The organism is Fibrobacter sp. (assembly GCF_045112255.1).
In the GTDB taxonomy this organism is placed as follows: Bacteria; Fibrobacterota; Fibrobacteria; order Fibrobacterales; family Fibrobacteraceae; genus Fibrobacter.
This window is the reverse complement of record NZ_JBGUHR010000127.1, coordinates 17,127-36,974: the sequence shown is the minus strand read 5'-3', so window position 1 is coordinate 36,974 and position 19,848 is coordinate 17,127. Positions and strand designations below refer to the sequence as shown.

The window sequence follows — 19,848 nt, the reverse complement described above, 5'->3', positions numbered from 1 at the left end:
TACAACCGTAACAACAGGATTCAATTCATAATTGTACTTCTTGCCGCGTTGCCCCTGTGCAATGATCGTCTGCGAGGCGTAATAAATTGATCGATTGACTATGTTTTCCTGAAAAAGGATCTGAACTTCGATGATGAATCTCCGCTGTGCCGAATCAATGCAGTGCAAGTCGAAGACAGAAGTCCGATTTTCGTTCGAGCCGTCATTGTATTCCTTATTACGGGACTGCACATCCACAATCGGCGACGCAATTTCGCCTTCAAGCACGGCGTTCAAAAGAGCAATCAGGCAAACCTTATTTTGCGAGTCCGGATTGAAGGCCTTCTTAAAAGTTCTGTCGAGAAGAAGATCAGCAAAAACGCCCGCGCCTTTGTATTCTTCGAAAGTTTTAGCTTCGCCAATCATTTCACCATGGCTATTTTTTGTTTCAGCCAGAATATTATTTTCCATATTTTCCAGTGTTAAAATACCCGATAATGTCGGGTCCATAGACAGAAAATTGCTCCCTATCCATTATATTAACACGCTTTTTATAAAAAAAATTGGTCCACTATTTTTTATAAAAATGAAATTTTTACAATTGACAACACTGTATGCAAAAAAAATCCGGCGGGAAAGACGGACGATTTTTCTATTGACTAATAACCAATAACTAAAATCGTTATTTAAGTATAAATTAAATTCACTTAAACAAAAACTCTAATAGATAAAAACTATAAATGGCAATATATTAAGAAAATTTCCACATCAGCAAGCGACTTCAAAACCCAAACCAAGCATTCTCTCGTCTCTCGTCTCTCGTCTCTCATCTAATCCACCCCCAAAAATTTCTACATTTGGCGCATGCCGTTCTACTCCGACGAAATCATCCAAGAACTCAAGAACCAAGCGGATATCGCGTTGGTCATTCAGCAGTTCTTGCCGCTCAAAAAAAGCGGTGTCAATCGATACGTCGGTGTGTGCCCTTTCCACGATGACCACTCGCCCTCCATGACTGTGAATTCCACGCTGGGCATTTACAAGTGCTTCGCGTGCGGTGCTGGTGGCGATGTTTTCAAGTTCATTCAGGAACATGAAAAATTAGACTTCAAGGGCGCTGTAGAATGGGTCGCCAACTTCGTAGGTTTTGCGCTCCCGAACCTCGGCAACAATGTCAATACTGAAGTTCTCGAAGAACGCACTATGGTGCGCAAGCTGAACGAGCTTGCCTGTGCCTGGTTCGAAGAGCAGCTCACGTTAAGCCCCAAAGCTTTGGAGTATTTGAACAAGCGACGCGTTTCGCCCGAAACTCGCAAGCAGTTCCACATCGGCTACGCTCCAACAGGGCGCGAAGGTTTTATCGGCTACGCTGCACGCAACAGTTTTTCACCGCGAGATTGCGTCAAGGCTGGGCTTGCCGTTGAGAAAGAAAACGGAGGCATCGCAGACAAGTTCCGTGATCGCTTGATGATAGCCATCCAGAACCTCTCGGGAGTCGTTGTCGCGTTTGGCGGTCGAGACTTGAGCGACCCCGCATCGCACAACGGAATAAAGCTCGCCAAGTACATGAACAGCCCGGAAACAGCACTTTACAGCAAGCGCGATATTCTCTTCGGGTTGAATCACAGCCGAAACGCCATCATGAAGGAAAATGCGGTCATTATCGTCGAAGGATATTTTGACCTCATCAGCCTTTACCAAAGTGGTGTGCAAAACGTCGTGGCCGCCTCGGGTACGGCACTTACCGAGAATCACGCGAGCATTCTCGCCCGCTACGCAAAGACCGCTTACCTTGTATTTGACGGAGACGCCGCCGGGCAAAACGCCACACGCCGCAGTCTCGAAATTGTGTTGCCCAAGGGCCTTTCGCCAAAAGTTTTTGCACTTTCGCGACCGGACGGCACCAAGATTGACCCAGACAACTTCGTGAACGAACAAGGCCCGGACGCCTTCAGAAGAGCACTCCGCACTGCCGAAGACTGGCTCAGCTATCTCGGTCGTACGATGCCGAACAACAGTCCCGAAGACAGAGCCGCATTCATCACGCAAGCAAAGACGCTCATCAAGAGCATCGAGAATCCGGAACTTCGCAATCAGTATTTGAAGCTCGTTTCCGAGCGTTACAGCACCACGCGTTCGCTCGCAGGCATCAAGGTTACACACCCGAAACGCGAAAAAGCGCCGGCAGCAGCCGAGCAGCCCGCAGCACCGCAAGTAAGTGTCCCGTGGGAACTTTTGTCGCCAATTGAAGTGCGTTTTGCAAATTTGCTTTACCGCAACCCCACACTTCTCGACCGCGCCGCAGAATACTTCGACATGGACTTTGCCGCCAGCGGAATCCAAATTTTTGATTCTCCGCTCATCGATGAATTTATCCAGTCGATTCTCGCGCAATATGCAGAAACGGGCGCGTTCTCGCCGAGAACCTTGTACGAATCGCTTTCGCCGCAATTGCAGCTTTTCTTGGAACAGCTCCCCGACGAGACGTGGAAAACGCCGAACGAAATTCTCGAATTTTACGACACTTTGGCCGTGCTCACGCTCAACCTGTGTGACCGCTACAAAAAACTCATCCCGCTCGATTCCGAAGCGGGCATGCGCCTCCGCATGCAGTTGAACAAGTTCACGCAGAGCATCCAGACGATTTCCAAGAAGCGCAAAATTTCGGCTATCACGCCGGATGTTTTCGCCGAGCAGATTATCCAGAGCAAAACACCGCTCATCGAGCTTTACACAGAAATTAACGAGCTTGCGATGAACGGAGGGAACGCCGCGCAGTTCAACAACGCGCAGTTTGCAATCCCGCAAGCCACGACCGCAGCACAACCAAGTTCGCCGCAATTTGCAGCACCTCAAGCCGCGACCGCACCGACTGCCGTGCAGTTCGCAGCACCCGCCGCGCAACCCTCGCAGTACTCGCAACCCGAAATGCCCCCGGAGATGGAAGCCCCACCTCCATTCGATGGCGACGAACCATTCGCATCAAGCGAACCACCCGAAGAAGCGCCTTACGACCCGAACGAAGAGCCTTATGTCCCTGATGACGAGCCCTACGTTCCCGACGATGATTTCGGAGCTATGGACGATTTTGGCTAAGCCCACAAGATTTTAAAATTAAAGAGGAAATATGTTATCCATCAAGAACCTTAAAGCAAGTATCGAAGACGGCACCCAAATCCTGAAAGGGATCAATCTTGAGGTCAAGCCGGGAGAAGTCCACGCCATCATGGGTCCGAACGGTTCCGGCAAAAGTACGCTTTCCAAAGTGATTGCAGGCCACCCCGCATACCACGTCGACGGTGGTTCCGTAGAACTCGACGGCAAGAACTTGCTCGAGATGGAAATCAACGAACGCGCCAACTCCGGTCTCTTTATCAGCACGCAGTACCCGACCGAAATTCCGGGCGTGAACAACGTCGAATTCTTGAAGATGGCACTTAACAGCAAGCGCGCCTTCCTCGGTCAGCCCGAGATGAGCGACGAAGACTTCAAGAAGCTCTGCGAAGAAAAGATGGACTTGCTCGAAATGGACGCCCGCTATCGTGAACGCGGTGTGAACGACGGCATGAGCGGTGGCGAAAAGAAGCGCAACGAAATCCTCCAGATGGCTATTCTCGATCCGAAGGTGAGCTTCCTCGACGAAACAGACTCCGGCCTCGACATTGACGCCCTCCGCATCGTGGCAAACGGTATCAATCACATCATGTCGCCCGAAAAGGCCGTGATTCTCGTGACGCATTACCAGCGCTTGCTCGACTACATCAAGCCCACTTATGTTCATGTGCTCCGTCACGGCAGAATCATCTTGAGCGGTGGTCCGGAACTCGCCCTCAAGCTCGAAGATCAAGGCTACGACTGGATCGAAGAAGCCAAGTAACTGCGAGGACGCATAATGAACGCTGAATTTATACAGAACTTGCCCACTGCGGAACAGGCGATAGTACGTCTCCGCGAACTCGGCATGCCCCGTCGCAATAATGAACTTTGGTCGTTCTTCCCGGTTGCAAAAATCCCGACTCCGGAATTTATGGGCACGGATTTTGCAGCAGCCTCAACGGCTTCCCCGGCAGCAGCCCCGGCCATCCAAGAAAAAGACTTTGCCGCGCTCCTCCCTATCGCTAACCTTGCCCGCCCCATGATTCGCGAAATCGTGCCCGGCGCCGTCGAAATGGCGATGCTCAAGTGCAACAACGACTTTGGCCACACCGTCCTTGACATCGGCAAAGGAGCCAAGGTAAGCCTCGAAATTCTTGACAACAAGGTCACGCACGATATTGCCGCCGAGCGCTTTGACATCAACGTTGGCGAAGATGCAGACGTCGAAATTTTCTTTGCCAACCCGGCTTGCGATTTGCCGCTCCGCTTTAGGCATTTCAACATCAACCAGGCCGCAGGCGCCAACGTCCGCTTTTCGAGCATTTGCAAGGATACAGCCATTGGCCGCGTGAGCGTCGAATGCCACCTCAAGGGCGAAGGCGCCAACTTCGATTACCGCAGCCTCCACGTTCTCGATGGTGAAGCCTCGCAGCATAGCCGCCTCACGATTTACCACGAGGCCCCGCGCACCACAAGTACCCAGCTTGCCCGCAACCTGCTTTCTGGTTCTGCACACGTAAGCTACGACGGAAGCGTCATCGTCGGTTACGACTGCACAGGCGTCAACTCGAGCCAGCTCGTGAATACCATCCTCCTGAGCGAAGATGCAACCGTCTCCGTGAAGCCCGTCCTCAAGATTTATCACGACGACGTGGAATGCACCCACGGCAATACTGTCGGCGAACTCGATGCCGAACAGATGTTCTACCTCGTGAGCCGCGGCATCCCGAAAAAGGCCGCCCAAGAAATGCTCATGCGCTCCTTTGCTCAAGAGACATTCCTCCCGCTCCCCGACAGTCCCGCAAAAAAGCGACTGATGGCGGAGCTTTAGACGAAAGAACGGTGCTGCGCACCTACAGACGAGAGACAAAAGATACCTGTAGGATACAGGCATGACAATACTAAAAAGGCGACTTCGGTCGCCTTCTTTTGTTTTAGCAGATAAGATTTTGTATATTCTTCTATATGAAAAAACTTATCCTTATCATTACTTTGGGAGCACTGAACGCATTCGCTATCGATTGCCTCCGTTCCACCTTTGATATTTTTACCAAAGAATATCCAGCAGCAGCATCTAATGAGTTTACAACAGCGATTTACAAGAACTTCTTTGTAGATAGCATTTACCTCAATTATGCCGACGCAAGCCATAGCACAGAATTCGACAACAACAAGTATTACTACACAGGCACTCATATTGACAGCGCCAGGACTTACACAAAAAAACACGGTTCCGACGAGTGGGAAATCAAAGTCCTAACTCCAGAAGAGTTAACTCTTCAAGCCTATGGAGTCAAGACCACCGTTACACAAGAGGGGGATTTCAAAAAAGTCCGCCAAGAAGGCAAGGGCAATCCACCAGTTATTGAATACTTGATTTACGAAACTAAGGACTCCGTCTACTACACCGTATCTTATCTTTATGAAAGCGGGAATATTGATTCTTACGAGCACAGAGTTTACATTCGAAACGACACTCTACACACAACTGAAGACGGAACAGGGTCCTATATCGTTCGCGACTCAACAAACGAAAGCAAGTGCTACGAATACAACAATTACGCCAAAAATGAAATTCACACCACCTACGAATACGAAATGAGAGGCGACACGCTTACTGCTACTGAAAAGATCCTCGGGGGTTATCGAAACACACTCACCATATTCTTCGTTCCCGTAGAAAAATACTCTAGCGCCATTATTTCTGGGAAGCGCCATCCGAAAATGAATCCGATAAAATCAAAGGACTTCGACCTGCTCGGCCGCCCAGCCAAGAACAAGCACATTGCAATTTTCAAGCATTAATGAGAAATTACGGATCCTCCTAACGGAGGATGACAAATTGAAAGGACAATAAAAAATCCGTCGGAGAAATCTCCGGCGGATTTTTTACATTGCGGTGAGGCCTCTCATCATCTTTCATTCCCGAATCGCAGTCTCAACTGCGACAGAACTCACACGCAATGCCCACACACACCAATCGATCCAAACATCCCCCAAACCAAACACCCTAACGCTTCCCCTTCTTCCTACGTTGTCAGTGGGCTACCACCGACTCTATAAATGTACCCGATAATTCTGGGGTATGCTAAAAATATTTTCTATAACAAAGTCCAAACAAGAAAGTTCCAAGTCGGAATAATGATTTTTTCAAGAAACAAGAAATAACTGGGTCCTTCCGCCTTCGGCGTCAGGACGACGAGTTGTTCGCACAGGACGACGTCTAACGCTCTGGACGATGAACGTCAGAAAAAAAAAATCCCGCGAAAAGCGGGAAATTTAAGGTTTTACATGATGTTCACAAGGAACAATAGAGCGGAGCCGCTAAAGGCAACCACAAAATTTACGACGAATTCCTCAAAAGCGGTCCGCTTCGGGTCTTCATCAGAGTAACGATTTTCTTCCCAGTATCCCATTCTCATCTCGTAAATCGTAGAAAAGCTCCTACGAAGCTTAATTTAACTTTTTTTTTCAAAAATCAAAAGGCTTTTTTAAAAAATTATTTACGAAAAATCAGAAAATTTGATAAAATCCACCCAATAAGCCCGTACAAAGTTTACATACTTCGTACGAAATTATTACTTACGTTCTTCGATCTTCTTGATGGGTTCGTCCATCATGCGTTCCGCAATGACTTCCGGAGTTTCTTCGGCCACGGCGGCATTCGATTCTTCCGGCATCCACGGCTTGTCAAGGCTCTTTTCCCAAGACACGGTCGGAGCCTTCTGCTCTTCCTGGGAAGCATCCACAATCGGGAGGCCAAGGAGTTCGCGGGCGCGGTTGAGAGCGGCGTCAATGTTACCGAGTGCGTTTTCTTCGCCAAGCTGGGCAAGCACACCGGCACGGGTCAAAGCCACCACCGGCTGAGCATGCACACCACTCAAGAGGAGCTGCGTACCTTCGCTCTTGCAACGCTTGAGCAAGTCTTCAATCATGTTGATACCGGCAGCGTCAATGCTCGAGACGCTACGCATGCGCAAAATCAAGATCTTCGGCTTTTCGGAAATGCGGTTCATCGTTTCCTTGAACTTGTCCACCGCACCAAAGAAGAGCGAACCGGCAAGTTCATACACAAGCACACCCTTCGGCACCTGGCGGCCGAGAGAATTGCGGGCAGCTTCGTCATCGTCATCCTTCAAGGCAGAAGAAACGGCTTCGACTTCGGCGACATCGCTCATGCGCTTGATGAAAAGCACTGCAGCAAGGAGGACGCCCACTTCGATAGCGACCGTAAGGTCGATAATCACCGTGAGGAAGAAAGCAACAAGCATCACCGTCACATCGCTCTTCGGAGCCTTGAACATCTTGATCACGCTGCGGTAACCGCACATGTTAAATGCGACCTGGAAAAGCACAGCGGCAAGGGCTGCCATCGGGATCATTTCGGCATACTTGCCAAGCACGAGCATAATGAGCAAAAGAACGACAGCGTGAACAAGGCCAGAAATCGGGCTCACGGCACCGTTACGTATGTTCGTTGCGGTACGGGCAATAGCACCCGTAGCCGGAATACCACCAAAAATCGGGCTCAAGATGTTAGCGACACCCTGACCGAAAAGTTCGGTGTTGGAGCGGTGCTTTGTACTCGTCATACCGTCAGCGACCACTGCAGAAAGGAGCGATTCGATAGCACCGAGCATGGCAATCGTAAGTGCCGGCTGGAACACCTTCTGCATCATTTCGAGGCTGATGTTCGGGAGGTGCGGTACCGGGAAACCGCTCGGGATGTGGTTCTTCATGCCAATCGTCACCACGCCGTGGCCGTTCACCGGATCGTCCCAGCCAAGGACCTTCACCAAGACCGTCGCAACGATAATCGCAATAAGGGAACCCGGAACCTTCGTAGTAATCTTCGGCCACAAAATGCAGACCGCGAGAGCGACAATGCCCACAATCACGGAATAGACGTTCATGGAACCGAAAGAAGAAACATAAAGCTTGATTTTGCCAACAGCGTCAGCCGGGTCAGCGCCAGCAAACGTAAGACCGAAGAAGTTCGGCACCTGACCAAGCGCAATAATAATTGCGATACCCGCCGTAAATCCGACCGTCACCGGATACGGGATGAACTTGATAATCGCACCAAACTTAGCAAGACCGAAAATGACAAGGAAGATACCAGCCAAGAGCGTTGCCGAAGCAAGGCCATCGTAACCGTACTGGCTCACGATGCCGTAAACAATCACAATGAATGCGCCCGTCGGGCCGCCTATCTGGAAGCGGGAACCGCCCAACAGCGAAATAATGAAACCCGCGATAATGGCGGTGTAAAGGCCCTGTTCTGGACCCACGCCAGAAGCAATAGCGAACGCAATCGCCAAGGGGAGAGCCAAAATGCCGACGATCAAGCCCGACATCAAGTCGCTTGTGAAGTCCTTGCGGGTGTAGCCGCGCTTTACAGAGCGGACGATTTCAGGGGTGATTGTCGAGACGATACCAGCCAAATACTGTTTGACGGATTCCTTGGCGCGAATATCAGACATTGAAGGTCTCCATATTGTAAATCGAGACCCAAATTTAGGAATTTAGCCCAATTTCGTTAAGGGGGGTAAGATTTTTTTATAAAATATATTTTACAGCAGTCCTTTCTTTGCAGAGCGCATAAGGTTCTTGACTTGCTTTTTGTCCATCGGCGGAACGCTTGCATCTTCAAAGCGCTTGGACTTTGGGGCGCAATCTTCGCAAAGGTGCTTGACCACCGTCCCAAAACTTGCGGCCCCGTCGGACATAGTCATTTCACGGGAGCGGTAGGAGCGCAGCAAGGCTTCCTTGTGGCACTTGTCACAGATACCCATCTTGGGGGCGGCAGGTTCGCGGGCAGTATTGCGCTTCTGCTTATCCTTTTCAGAATCAATGGAGAACGCACGGCTCATAGCCGCATTTTTACTAGCAAAACGATTGTCAAAAAGACCCATAATTACATCTCCTTTAAATCTTCTACAAGTTTATCCTGCAAATACAGCGCTAAAAGCATACAGCAAAGCGATGTCGGCTCGCCATCTTCCATAAAGAGGGAGCGTCCGAACTTGCCGCGTTCCATCTGCTTTTCCTTGAAAGTCTCGGCAAACCTCGCAAAATCAAGGAGAACCACGCGGGGAGCATTCGTATCGCAGACTTCACGAATCATCGTATTTAGGTATTCCACCTCGCTCACCGCAATCGGGAACATTTCCGGGGGAATCGTGAGCAAAAAGAGTCGGGACTGCGTCTTGTTCACGAGTTCATTTATAAGCGTTTCATAAAGCGAGGCTATCGAGGCGCCATCGGTACCGCCGTGGTTCAGTTCACGAAGCCCAAGCCCCATAATAATGCGGCCGGCATTTTTGCCAATGACATCGGAAGAAAGACGCGCCTTGATTTGCGATAACGAGACCGCAATTGGCACATTTACGGAAAACTGTATAGGTCGGCTGGGTTCCCGGCACAGCACGGCTTCCACAAAACGGTTCGCCGCTTCGCCCTTTGGCCCAAATAATTCATCGCCTATAACTAATACTCTGTTTTCCACATAAACAATCTATACTTTAGAATCCAATTTGACCACAGAGATTTCCCAATAATCGCTTTTTTTTTCGCGTGAAAGCACTTTATGGCCGTCGGCAATGAGCGATCCGGGCACATTTTCTATCGGGGACCCCTCATCGAGCCAAATTTTGAGCGTACGACCTGCCGGATAACCGGACATGACGATTCGCGAGCGGACGGAATTGAGGGGGCATTTTACGCCACGGAGGTCCAAAAGGGCGGGAATTTCGCCCTGGAGGGCGGCCGGCAACGGCAAAACTTTCGCTTTTTCGCAGAAATCGGCGATTTCCTCGGTGAATTTTTCGGGATTTTCCGCCCATTCCCCCACAGGAAATTCAGGAAGACTGCAACATACTATTTTAGATAATGCCTCTTCGGGGGTCAAAAGCGCAGAAGTTCCACGGCGAATCCATTCTACACACGCATACATCAACAATTTACGTAAAGATTCTGTAAAACCTGGGGCTTCACGGTTCGCTTCAATCCAGCGAGCGATAGGAGATGTTAAATTTTTATTGCGTTCATCTGCCATTTTTTGCATATTTCGCCATTGTAAAAAAGTCTAATCATACCTATGTAAAAATACACTTTCCAAAGCAAAAAATGGGCCAAAATTCCTGAAAAATGTAGCAAAGGTCACATAGCGTTTCTATATTTGGCCCCAAGCATTCAATAAATGCAAAGGTTACAGTAGAATGAGTACTATACTACTATACGCAATGTTCGTCGTCTACGTTATCGCAGGCGTGGGATTGGTGATTTACGGGTTCAGTTGCTACTACAGCATCTACCTGTTCCTCAAGAACAGCCGCAAGACGCGACTTTCAGACCGCAAAGCGATCTTGAAGTACTACCGCGAACATTCCATCGCAGACCTCCCGCAGGTCACAACCCAGCTCCCGGTTTTTAACGAAGCCAACTGCGTTGAACGTCTCCTCGAAGCCGTCTGCGCCATAGACTATCCCAAGGACAAGCACGAAATCCAGGTCCTCGACGACTCCACGGACGAATGCTACGAAGTCACTAAGAAAAAAGTTGCTGAACTCGCCGCCCGCGGTTACGACATCAAGCTCATCCACCGCACGAACCGCAAGGATTTCAAGGCTGGCGCCCTCAAGGAAGGCATGGCAGTTGCAAAGGGTGAATTCCTCGCCATCTTCGATGCAGACTTCGTTCCTGAAAAAGACTTCCTCCTGAAGACCGTCCCGTACCTGGTCATGGATCCGCAGGTCGGCCTTGTCCAGGGCCGCTGGGGTCACTTGAACCGCACCGAATCCGGTCTTACGCTCGCCCAGTCTATCGGTATCGACGGCCACTTTGTGGTGGAACAGTCCGCACGTAGCTGGGGCAAGCTCTTCATGAACTTCAACGGTACCGCCGGTGTCTGGCGCAAGGACGCTATTTACGGCGGTGGCGGCTGGGAAGGCGATACGCTGACCGAAGACATGGACCTTTCTTACCGTTCCCAGCTTGCTGGTTGGAAGATGAAGTTTGTGTTTGACGTGATTGTTCCAGCTGAACTCCCGAACGACATCAACGCATTCAAGGCTCAACAGTTCCGTTGGGCAAAGGGTTCCATCCAGACCGCTATCAAGATTTTGCCGAAGGTTTTGCGTTCCAAGGTTCCGTTCCGCGTGAAGATTGGCGCCATTCTCCACACGACGCATTACTCGATCCACCCCTGCATGTTGTTCACCGCGCTCTGCGCTTGGCCGTTGCTCGCCTTCTTTGAACCGGTCGGACACCTTCCCACTTGGGCTTACTCTGTTGGATTCGCATTCATCTTTGCTGCAGCAATCGCTCCTTCTGTTCTTTACTTTGTCGCCCAGCGTTGCTCCGGCTACACCGGTTGGAAGATCCGCCTGCTCTCGCTCCCCATCTTGATGGCTCTCGGCGTTGGCATCGCAGTCAGCAACTCCCGCGCCGTGTTCGCCGCAGTTCTCGGTACAAAGGGCAGCTTCGTCCGTACCCCGAAGAACGGTGGTGCAAAGAAGAAGGCCAAGAGCCATTACGCACAGAAGTTCCCGTGGATGGCCCTCCTTGAACTTATCGTCGGCGTCTACTGCATTTTCGGTTTGCTCGAATACATCAACGCCAGCAAGTACATCATCGGACCGTTCCTTGCGCTTTATGCAATCGGTTTCCTCTCGGTGAGCGTACTTAGCTTTATGCACTACATCAGCAACATCTTCGAAGTTCGCAAGGCCATTAAGTGTTCCGAATGCGTCGAAGAGCAGGCAACGAACTAAGCTACTTTACAGCAAGACTAGATGTTAAAGTGATTCAAGAGGCCCCGCAAACGCGGGGCTTTTTTGTTGTGTTAGATGTTGGTTATTGGTCATTAGTCATTTGTTAGTGCTTTTCGAGAATCGCAGGGTAAGCCGCAAATGCGAGGCGATAAGTCGCGACACTCACCGTCATGCCGAATATGCATAGCATGAGTCGCACCACCCTTCGTCATGCCGAGTTCGAAGAACGAGGCATCCAGTTATATCTAGAAACGCAATCGAATTGTTTCGCGGGATGCGCGGAAAGTCCGAAATTCGTCCGGGGTGGTATCGCAAGGCGGGAGACCGCGAACAAAGCGTGTGCGGCAACGGAGTTCCTTGACTTTTTCCGAGACGAACTGTTCGTAGTGGACGCTAGTTTCGACAAAGCCGTGATGGAACATCGAATAGACGTTCAGCGAAACTGTAGTAAGTATTGCAGCAACAGTCATGGCAACAAGCATTTCCAAGAGAGTAAAGCCTTGTCGCGAAGTTTTAGATTGAACGATATTCATTCGCATATCCGAACGCATCCGAGCCTCACCGACAACGCACCAAGCGTTTGAGAGAATAATGTTCACGCGCCACAACCACCCACGCCAAATGCGGATTGCCTGGAACGCGAGTCAAGCGAACCGAAACCAACAACGAATCACAATTCGGACGCACCGTAACCAACGATTCCATCGCAGACTGCACATCGTAGAACTCTTCCAAGCGCATCCGTTCATCAGCAACTTCGCGATTGAAGAAGTTCCAACAGCCAAGGAGCGCCGTCGTTCCAACGAGAAAAACCGTGAGCGCCACGCAAACTTCGGGCAACGTAAATCCATGTCGAGAACGAGTCACAAGCGCCTCCGAGAAAACACAACTTTGCGAAAGTCCATGCAAAACGGCAAGAGCGCTTGCGTTGAATCAAGAAGCTTAGCCGAAGAATCGCGCTCGACAGTTCCAGACGGCGCCATCGCCAAACCTTGAAATACCGACTTTTCAAGCAACGACAAGCGGTTTTCGCGGTAGCCGACTGCAAGCGCCAAACTAGGGAAATTCATTTGTACACGATCTGAAACTTCGATAATCTGTTTCGAAAGAAGTGAACCCGCAAGCGATACATTCCCCGAGACGCTTACGCTAGCAAGCCCAAAGATTTCCGCAAAATCAGCGGTCACATTTCCTTGAACACTCACAGAACCGGTCGCATAAATCCGAAGCGTATCGAAGTGGATGTTCCCACGAATCTTGACATCACCCTCGACATTTGCCATAAAAGAACGAATTGAGACATCACTGAGATCTAACGTCAAATCGCCGGCGCTCACATTTATCGCCATCGTGCGTTCTACAGAGAGTCCATCAGAAGAATCGAGCTTAAAGAAGCGCCGATTCCCCGACAAGTTTTTTAAGCCTGCCGACTGCAAAATGAGTTCCCGCAAATTTTGCTCTAGCACCACGGCACAACGTGCCCATTCCGAAGTCGAGAACCGCCCATATTCATTCCCTAGCATAAATTGGAATTTATCGCAAACTCGCCATTCCGTCCACGGTCCAAGAATCCGCGATTCAACCGTCGGAAGATCCGCAAAATAGCCATCTGTGAAGCCATTCAGCTTCGCCAGCACAGCCGATTCCGCAAGATACATTTCCTGCGTTTCTTTAGCAACAAGAGATACGTTCCGGCGAAGCGCCCCCGGCATGCGAAGCATTGCTGTCACGAAAATCGAAAGCATAAGCAAAAACCCTAACACAAGCGGAAGGGCGTTACCACGCCTTGACCGCATAACGCTCCTCCTTGCGACCACACTTCATCACGACATCGTTCTTTCCTATTTGCGTCACGCGGTACCGAGAAAGCGAATCACCGACCGAAAGCGTTTTCGTTTCACCCGCAGAAGTTTTCACAAGCGCCACTCGCCCGCCCACAATTCCAAGCAAACTGAATTCCGACGAATCACAAGTTCCGCGCAACATCCACCGATTTTCAAATGCGACATCAGCAACAAAGCCCTCCCGTCCTAGATTCCATTTGGCAGGGAACAAATCCCTGTGCCCATCCGCCCAAGCAAGCATTTCCAAATCACGGGTGGCAGGTAAACTCAATTCAACAGGCACCACATTTTCAAACGAATTGCGCCGTTCATCATCAAAAAAATATGCATATAAATCCAAGGAACCGCCACACATTGCAAAAATGCCAACACACAAAACGAGCAACGCCACAGCGCACATCATCCAACGCCTACGTTCACAAGGTTTCATCGAATCGCATTTATCTAAATCTTTGCCTCGCCAATACGGATCATGCGCGGCAAACAAAAAGAATTCATCCATATTCAGCAGATTTTCACCAGCACAAAAGTTCTCACAGCAAACAAAAAATTCTCCAAACGCACCCGCGCTATTCACATTCGCAAACAGTTCATCGACTTTCAGAAAATCCTTGAAATATGCTACCCGCTCACGGCAAGCTTCATCAAACGATTCACCGTAGCCAAGTTCCTCCGACCAATGGCACAAGCGGCCCTCCATAAAAACAAGAATGTACAGGCGATGTATCCAAAGAGCGACGAGCAACATATTTCCATTTTCCGCAATTCCTTCCCATTCACCTCGCAATATTTTATCAGCAATGGCATACAATGCAATTTGTCTTGGCAGGCAGCAATCAAATTTTTTACGGTAATTTTCCAACGGTTCATCCGCCATAGCCACGAGATAGCGATGTTTCCGTCCATCAGATGCATTGAACGAGACTAGCGGCCAAAAGAACACGCGACTTTCCTCGCCAAGCACATCCCGAAATTCTTCATCAAATCGCTTGCGCAATTCCGTTTCCGTAAGGGTCCCGTCAAATGCGGTCGTTACTTCCCATGTCATCATCCGCGCCGCAACAGGCGCGATTTGCCTCGCCCACCCCATCATTCCTTTTTCTCCACACTCGGCGTAATGAAAATGGCAAGTTCGCTTTCATCCTCTTCTTCAGAGGTGTAGCTGAAAAGCCGCCCAAGAATCGGAATACTTCCCAAAAACGGTACTGCCGAGCGCACCTCCGTCTTGTTCTTGCGAATAAGCCCACCCAAGCACAAAGTCTCGCCATCGTGCAGCACCACCGTCGTCTTCATATTACGGGAACTGATGTCTCGTGGTCCATCGCCTGTGCTCCGCCCTGCCGTCTTGATCTCCGGCGACACGAACAACGTTATCAGGCCATCTTGCGTCATCGTAGGCGTAAGCTCCAGCGAAATGCCATCATTAAACGAGCGGTAATCCGTAATCGGAAACCCATCCGCAGATACTTGACTAACAAGGTAATAGACCGTATTCGTCACGTTGAGTTCCGCCTTGCTGCCGTTCAGCGTTGTCACGCGTGGGCGCGCAAGCACCTTCGCCTCGTTGTTTTCTTCCATTGACGAAAGCTCCAGTTCAAAGCGGTCCGGCAAGATTCCGATTTTTCCGAAAGCCCCCGATTTCGAAATATCCTTACCCAAGAAATCAAAGAACCCGCGCGCCTGAATATCGCGTTCGCCCACATTCCGCGTAGCACCGCTTCGCAAGCCAATAGCAAAGCCGCGCCCCTTGCGAAACTCCACAATCACACATGCAAGCGTCACCTGCATCGCGGGCACATCAATCATTTTCAAGAACTCCTCCGCGCGTTCCATCGCCTGTGGCGAGCCGCCAAGCACAAGCGCATTCTGCTCGCGATATTCCGAAACATTCAGTTCCGAACTTTTCATAAACTTCGAAAGCTGCGCCAAAGCCTTCTCGGGCGATACATGCTTTAACGGAAACACACGCACATCGGCAAGAGCCTTTGCCCCCTCTTCCGAAACTAAAAGCGACGACGAATCTAGCCGAAACGTGAATGCACTCCCGCGAAAAAGTGACGCTAAAAGTTCCGGCAATGAAACATCCTTGAACGACATCTGCACCGATTCATTTAATTCACCATAAATCGCCAAATTGAGTCCCGCTTCTTCTGAAACTGCCTTAAGCACCGCCTTGAGCGAAGCCGACTGCAAATTCACCGAAAAAAGGTCGCCCGCACGTTCCACCGAAATTTCAGCACCATCCGACGAGGAATTTCGCGAAGCATTACCGCCCTCCCCCGCCCTAGCACTTGAAACCCGCAAACACCCGCGCTCCCCGCGCACCTTGAATCCGTTCGATTCCATCAGCACACGGAACGCCTTTTCTGGAACCATTCGCCTCAAATTTCCACTCACCACGCCATCCACGTCGTAGTCCGCAAGCACATTCACGCCTGTATTCAGGCCAAATTCCCTGGCAAATTCACGCACATTCATGTTTTTTACAGAGACGACAACACCTGAATCTTCAAGCGCGATATAACCATCCTCCAGCACACGCGATCGCCGGATATGATAAACACGCCCTTCCTGCACAACAGCAAGCCCATTTGCCGCACACAAAGCCGTAAGACCTTCAAAAAGCCCCACACCTTCCAGATGAAATGTCACACGCATATCGCCCGCATCATCTGTTAAAATCGATATGCCATAAGCTTGAGAGAGCGTCCGCGCCACATCGGCCAACGGGACATCCGCAAAATCAAGCGTCACCGTTCCCGGCAAAACATCAGTCGCATTTGACGCAGACGAACGATCCGTCGAACGAGAAACATTCATCGAAGCATAAGCCACCGATGACAACAGCAATATTAAAAGGGAAATTCTTAAGACCCTTAGAAGCATAACGCCTCCCCTAAATTACGCATGCCCGCTTTTTCAGTACCCACGCAAAAAAGCGTGAACAAACGCGGCCCCTGCCCGGGATGATAACTAAGGATCTAGAAAATGATATAATAAGTTGTGAGTTAATGTATAAAAATGCGAATGGAAAAGCAAGTTAGTAGTTATTAGTCAATAGTCATTGGTTTATAATTTAAGGACCATCAACCAAAAATAAATTTTCGGAACTTTTATCCCCAATGAGGTGAATCGCCTCGTTTTTTAAGGACAATAAAGAAGGCCATCCAGACAAAATCCGCGAAAATCGTGCAAATTCAGCAATTTCCAATAGTTGGCACAATTCTTGCTAAAGAAAGGGTGTAAAAACAAAATCCACCCAATCATAGGAAGAATCATGAAATCAAAATTCATTGCAATCCTCACAATCTCTACGCTCGCCTTTTTCGCCACGGCTTCCGCCAAGAGCGAAGCATCTGACATGAAGAGTGTCAAGAACGAAATTTCGAGCGAAGTCAAATCTGAAGTTACCGACAAGGCCGACTTCAAGAAGATGCGCGAAGAACGCAAGGAAGCCCGCAAGGGACTCCTTGACCTGATCAAGCTTAACAAGAACGACATCGCAGAAATTCTGCCGAAGCCAGAAATCGAACCGCCGACCCCGAAGACGGAAGAAGAACTCCAGGCCGAACGCGAAGCACACAAAGCTGAAATGGAAGCCAAGAGAGCTGAACATGAAGCAAAGAAGGCCGAAGAAGAAGCCAAGCGCGCAGAACGCGAAGAAGCTTTGAAAGCCGAACGCGAAGCTCGCAAGGCTGAAATGGAAGCTAAGAGAGCCGAAGAAGAAGCCAAGCGCGCTGAACGTGAAGAAGCTATGAAGGCCGAACGAGAAGCCCGCAAGGCTGAAATGGAAGCTAAGAGAGCTGAACTCGAAGCTCAACGCGCAGAACGCGAAGAAGCTATGAAGGCCGAACGCGAAGCTCGCAAGGCCGAAATGGAAGCCAAGAGAGCTGAACTCGATGCTCAACGCGCAGAACGTGAAGAAGCTATGAAGGCCGAACGAGAAGCTCGCAAGGCCGAAATGGAAGCTAAAAAAGCTGAACTCGAAGCTCAACGCGCAGAACGTGAAGAAGCTATGAAGGCCGAACGAGAAGCTCGCAAGGCCGAAATGGAAGCTAAAAGAGCAGAACTCGAAGCCCAGCGCGCAGAACGCGAAGAAGCCTTGAAAGCCGAACGCGAAGCTCGCAAGGCTGAAAAGGAAGCTGCAAAAGAAGAAAAGACCGTAGCTCAGGTTGAATAAGATATTTCAGCTTATTCATCAGGGCGACGGGAAAACCGCCGCCCTTGAGTCTTTTCAAGGTTAACGCTATGAAAAACACAAATAAACTCATTGCATTTTTGACCAGCTCGGTATTCGTGACGGTTCCGCTTGCACAGCCGGAATCCGACATTGCGACACCAACAGAAAGGTCAGAAACCATGCAAGGCGTTCCAGACCTTGAACAGAAACAAAAAGAAGACTGGCGTCGCTTACGCGAAGAACGCAAACTTGCAAGGCAACAAATTCTCTCGGACATAAAGGCGAACGCCCAAGCCGAAATAAAGGAAATCCAGCAAGAAATCGTTCAGCAAAAAACAAACAACAACATCAACGAAAACAAAGACCGCGCAAAAGAAAATCTCATCATCAAGGAAAAAGGACCTCGCGAAAACGGTCTAGACGAACGGGAAAAGCGCAAGCCTGAAAATCCTCCATTCATCACCCCCCGCCCAATTGAGCACGTTCCCCTTCCCAAAGGTCCAAAGATTTAATTTTTTACCAACCCACACAAAGCGACGCCGAATGGCGCCGCTTTTTTGCACATTTCAGATCAAGGGAGATTCCCTCCCGGAACCCCGGAACTTGTCCGGGGCAAGCTCAGTCCGGGATGATATCGCGGGTTGTGAAAATCACCACGGTGCCGGAGCGTAGAGGAAGCGGCCGGCGCTGCAAAGGAATACGCAGCCATCAATTTCGCTAGACTCGCCTTCATTTTCGCAAGAGGTTCCAATCACGAAGCTTGATTGGCAACGCAACGAAGGGCGGTCGCAATCTTCATTTTCGCCACATTCGTAATACTTGAAGCGTTCCACCCACTTGTTGTTCACGCAGATGTAATTTTCAGATCTATAGGAACCATCACTTAATCTAATGCGGAGGTCTCTGCTTGATTCGCCGTCTTCGCAAGGCTCATTCAGCCATGCATCATTGTCAGGGCCACAATAACCGCCATCATTTGCCTCACAAGGAGGCGGAACATCCTTTCGCCCACAGCCTTCGGCACTAGCCTCGCAATCCATAACATTCAGAGACCAGAATCCTTGATTGCACACAAATTCATTCCCCGTTTTGCAATCAATTGCAATTTCATTTTGGTTTCCACCGCAAGAACGGCAGCCTTGCTTAGTTTCATCGCATTTGACATCGGTGATGTGTACGCAGATTTCATCACCCATGCCATACTTTCTCCATTTACCGCCTTCACATTTATAGCGCCCTTGAAATTCACCTTCACTAAAGCAGGATTCGCAGTACTCAAGTTCACCGCGAGCGCAACGCTGATTTTCTTCCGTCTTCTTGACTTCCCACATTTCGCCGTTGCAAACGTAAATCACGCCATTTTCACAATCGGCAATTTCCTGGATGCCGTCCGGTTGGCAGAGACGGTAACCACAGCCACCCATTCCCGGAGGGCATTCTGACGGTTTGACATTCAGGCAAGTTACCGGTTGCCAATTATTGCTTTTGCATTCATAGTTTTCGCCTGTCACGCAGTCAACTGCTGTGCGGCCGTTCTGATTCACGCAGTTACCTTGCGCTGTCATACCATCGTAATCCGTGATGTGGCGGCATTTTTTCACAGGTTCTTCTTCGCAACAAACGGGTTCATAAGACTCAATTCCGTTGCAGAATGTAGTCCAGCGGCCATTCGGGCAAGTTTCAACAGCACTCGAACTCGACACGCCTACAGAAGAACTACTGAGATCCACAGACGAGGAACTTGCAACAACAGAGCTGGAACTAAGCGTTTCGACAGACGAAGAGCTTTCGACAACCTCCAGGCTAGAGGACTGCGGACTCGGCGGCTCAATCGCCGAAGAATTCCCTCCGTTTCCGCTGTTGAAATCTGGACCGCTGAGAGTTTCGTTATCACAGGCAAGCACCGCGAAAGAGGTAGCCGCCACAACGGCAAGGCTCATCGCCTTGACATAAAGATTCTTTTTCATGATGTTTT

At 49.8% G+C, this 19,848-nt stretch carries 19 protein-coding genes; 7 read left to right on the top strand and 12 right to left on the bottom strand.

What is annotated here, in order from left to right; genetic code table 11:
• The coding region (locus ACJMM9_RS16555; protein ID WP_405329453.1) for a PD-(D/E)XK nuclease family transposase at positions 1-450 on the bottom strand (450 nt) is incomplete at its 3' end.
• Positions 451-843: 393 nt separating this feature from the next.
• On the opposite strand from ACJMM9_RS16555, the gene dnaG reads away from it, so the two are divergent.
• The 4 genes from dnaG (at position 844) to ACJMM9_RS16535 (ending at position 5,880) form a co-directional block, all read left to right on the top strand.
• Positions 844-3,075, top strand: coding sequence for a DNA primase (gene dnaG / locus ACJMM9_RS16550; protein WP_405329450.1), 2,232 nt, complete (start codon positions 844-846; stop codon positions 3,073-3,075).
• Positions 3,076-3,106: 31 nt separating this feature from the next.
• On the top strand, positions 3,107-3,856 hold the full coding sequence (gene sufC / locus ACJMM9_RS16545; RefSeq protein ID WP_405329448.1) for a Fe-S cluster assembly ATPase SufC: 750 nt from the start codon (positions 3,107-3,109) through the stop codon (positions 3,854-3,856).
• 15 nt (positions 3,857-3,871) lie between these two features.
• A complete protein-coding gene (locus tag ACJMM9_RS16540) occupies positions 3,872-4,906 on the top strand; it encodes a SufB/SufD family protein (protein WP_405329445.1) in 1,035 nt (344 codons plus the stop codon).
• 134 nt (positions 4,907-5,040) lie between these two features.
• On the top strand, positions 5,041-5,880 hold the full coding sequence (locus ACJMM9_RS16535) for a hypothetical protein (protein ID WP_405329442.1): 840 nt from the start codon (positions 5,041-5,043) through the stop codon (positions 5,878-5,880).
• 482 nt (positions 5,881-6,362) lie between these two features.
• Here ACJMM9_RS16535 and ACJMM9_RS16530 read toward each other — a convergent pair whose 3' ends face one another.
• From ACJMM9_RS16530 to ACJMM9_RS16510, 5 genes are all read right to left on the bottom strand, one after another.
• On the bottom strand, positions 6,363-6,491 hold the full coding sequence (locus ACJMM9_RS16530) for a hypothetical protein (protein ID WP_254917462.1): 129 nt from the start codon (positions 6,489-6,491) through the stop codon (positions 6,363-6,365).
• A gap of 162 nt (positions 6,492-6,653) precedes the next feature.
• On the bottom strand, positions 6,654-8,558 hold the full coding sequence (locus ACJMM9_RS16525; protein WP_405329438.1) for a SulP family inorganic anion transporter: 1,905 nt from the start codon (positions 8,556-8,558) through the stop codon (positions 6,654-6,656).
• 90 nt (positions 8,559-8,648) lie between these two features.
• A complete protein-coding gene (locus ACJMM9_RS16520; RefSeq protein ID WP_405329435.1) occupies positions 8,649-8,990 on the bottom strand; it encodes a hypothetical protein in 342 nt (113 codons plus the stop codon).
• 2 nt (positions 8,991-8,992) lie between these two features.
• Positions 8,993-9,583, bottom strand: coding sequence for a hypothetical protein (locus ACJMM9_RS16515; protein ID WP_405329432.1), 591 nt, complete (start codon positions 9,581-9,583; stop codon positions 8,993-8,995).
• 9 nt (positions 9,584-9,592) lie between these two features.
• A complete protein-coding gene (locus tag ACJMM9_RS16510; protein WP_405329429.1) occupies positions 9,593-10,141 on the bottom strand; it encodes a sulfurtransferase TusA family protein in 549 nt (182 codons plus the stop codon).
• A gap of 154 nt (positions 10,142-10,295) precedes the next feature.
• Here ACJMM9_RS16510 and ACJMM9_RS16505 point away from each other — a divergent pair, with 154 nt between their 5' ends.
• Positions 10,296-11,849 carry a glycosyltransferase gene (locus tag ACJMM9_RS16505; RefSeq protein WP_405329426.1) on the top strand — a complete coding sequence of 518 codons (1,554 nt, stop codon included), beginning with the start codon at positions 10,296-10,298 and terminating at the stop codon, positions 11,847-11,849.
• A 245-nt stretch (positions 11,850-12,094) separates the two neighbouring features.
• On the opposite strand, the gene ACJMM9_RS16500 is transcribed toward ACJMM9_RS16505, so the two are convergent.
• From ACJMM9_RS16500 to ACJMM9_RS16480, 5 genes are read right to left on the bottom strand one after another with little or no spacing between them, the layout of a single operon-like run.
• Positions 12,095-12,382 carry a prepilin-type N-terminal cleavage/methylation domain-containing protein gene (locus ACJMM9_RS16500; protein WP_405329425.1) on the bottom strand — a complete coding sequence of 96 codons (288 nt, stop codon included), beginning with the start codon at positions 12,380-12,382 and terminating at the stop codon, positions 12,095-12,097.
• 25 nt (positions 12,383-12,407) lie between these two features.
• On the bottom strand, positions 12,408-12,716 hold the full coding sequence (locus ACJMM9_RS16495; RefSeq protein WP_405329422.1) for a prepilin-type N-terminal cleavage/methylation domain-containing protein: 309 nt from the start codon (positions 12,714-12,716) through the stop codon (positions 12,408-12,410).
• Positions 12,713-13,645: a hypothetical protein gene (locus ACJMM9_RS16490; protein ID WP_405329419.1), complete on the bottom strand. Its 933-nt coding sequence runs from the start codon at positions 13,643-13,645 to the stop codon at positions 12,713-12,715. The genes ACJMM9_RS16495 and ACJMM9_RS16490 overlap by 4 nt, the downstream gene beginning before the upstream one ends.
• A complete protein-coding gene (locus tag ACJMM9_RS16485) occupies positions 13,626-14,744 on the bottom strand; it encodes a hypothetical protein (protein ID WP_405329416.1) in 1,119 nt (372 codons plus the stop codon). Before ACJMM9_RS16485 ends, ACJMM9_RS16490 begins: the two co-directional genes overlap by 20 nt.
• A gap of 38 nt (positions 14,745-14,782) precedes the next feature.
• Complete coding sequence (locus ACJMM9_RS16480) at positions 14,783-16,579, bottom strand: type II secretion system protein GspD (protein ID WP_405329413.1); 1,797 nt, start codon at positions 16,577-16,579, stop codon at positions 14,783-14,785.
• A gap of 391 nt (positions 16,580-16,970) precedes the next feature.
• On the opposite strand from ACJMM9_RS16480, the gene ACJMM9_RS16475 reads away from it, so the two are divergent.
• Together ACJMM9_RS16475 and ACJMM9_RS16470 are read left to right on the top strand one after the other, a co-directional pair.
• Complete coding sequence (locus tag ACJMM9_RS16475) at positions 16,971-17,873, top strand: hypothetical protein (RefSeq protein ID WP_405329410.1); 903 nt, start codon at positions 16,971-16,973, stop codon at positions 17,871-17,873.
• Between the two features lie 68 nt (positions 17,874-17,941).
• Positions 17,942-18,385, top strand: coding sequence for a hypothetical protein (locus tag ACJMM9_RS16470; protein WP_405329407.1), 444 nt, complete (start codon positions 17,942-17,944; stop codon positions 18,383-18,385).
• Positions 18,386-18,523: 138 nt separating this feature from the next.
• On the opposite strand, the gene ACJMM9_RS16465 is transcribed toward ACJMM9_RS16470, so the two are convergent.
• Positions 18,524-19,840 carry a hypothetical protein gene (locus ACJMM9_RS16465; protein ID WP_405329404.1) on the bottom strand — a complete coding sequence of 439 codons (1,317 nt, stop codon included), beginning with the start codon at positions 19,838-19,840 and terminating at the stop codon, positions 18,524-18,526.
• Positions 19,841-19,848 lie beyond the last annotated feature (8 nt).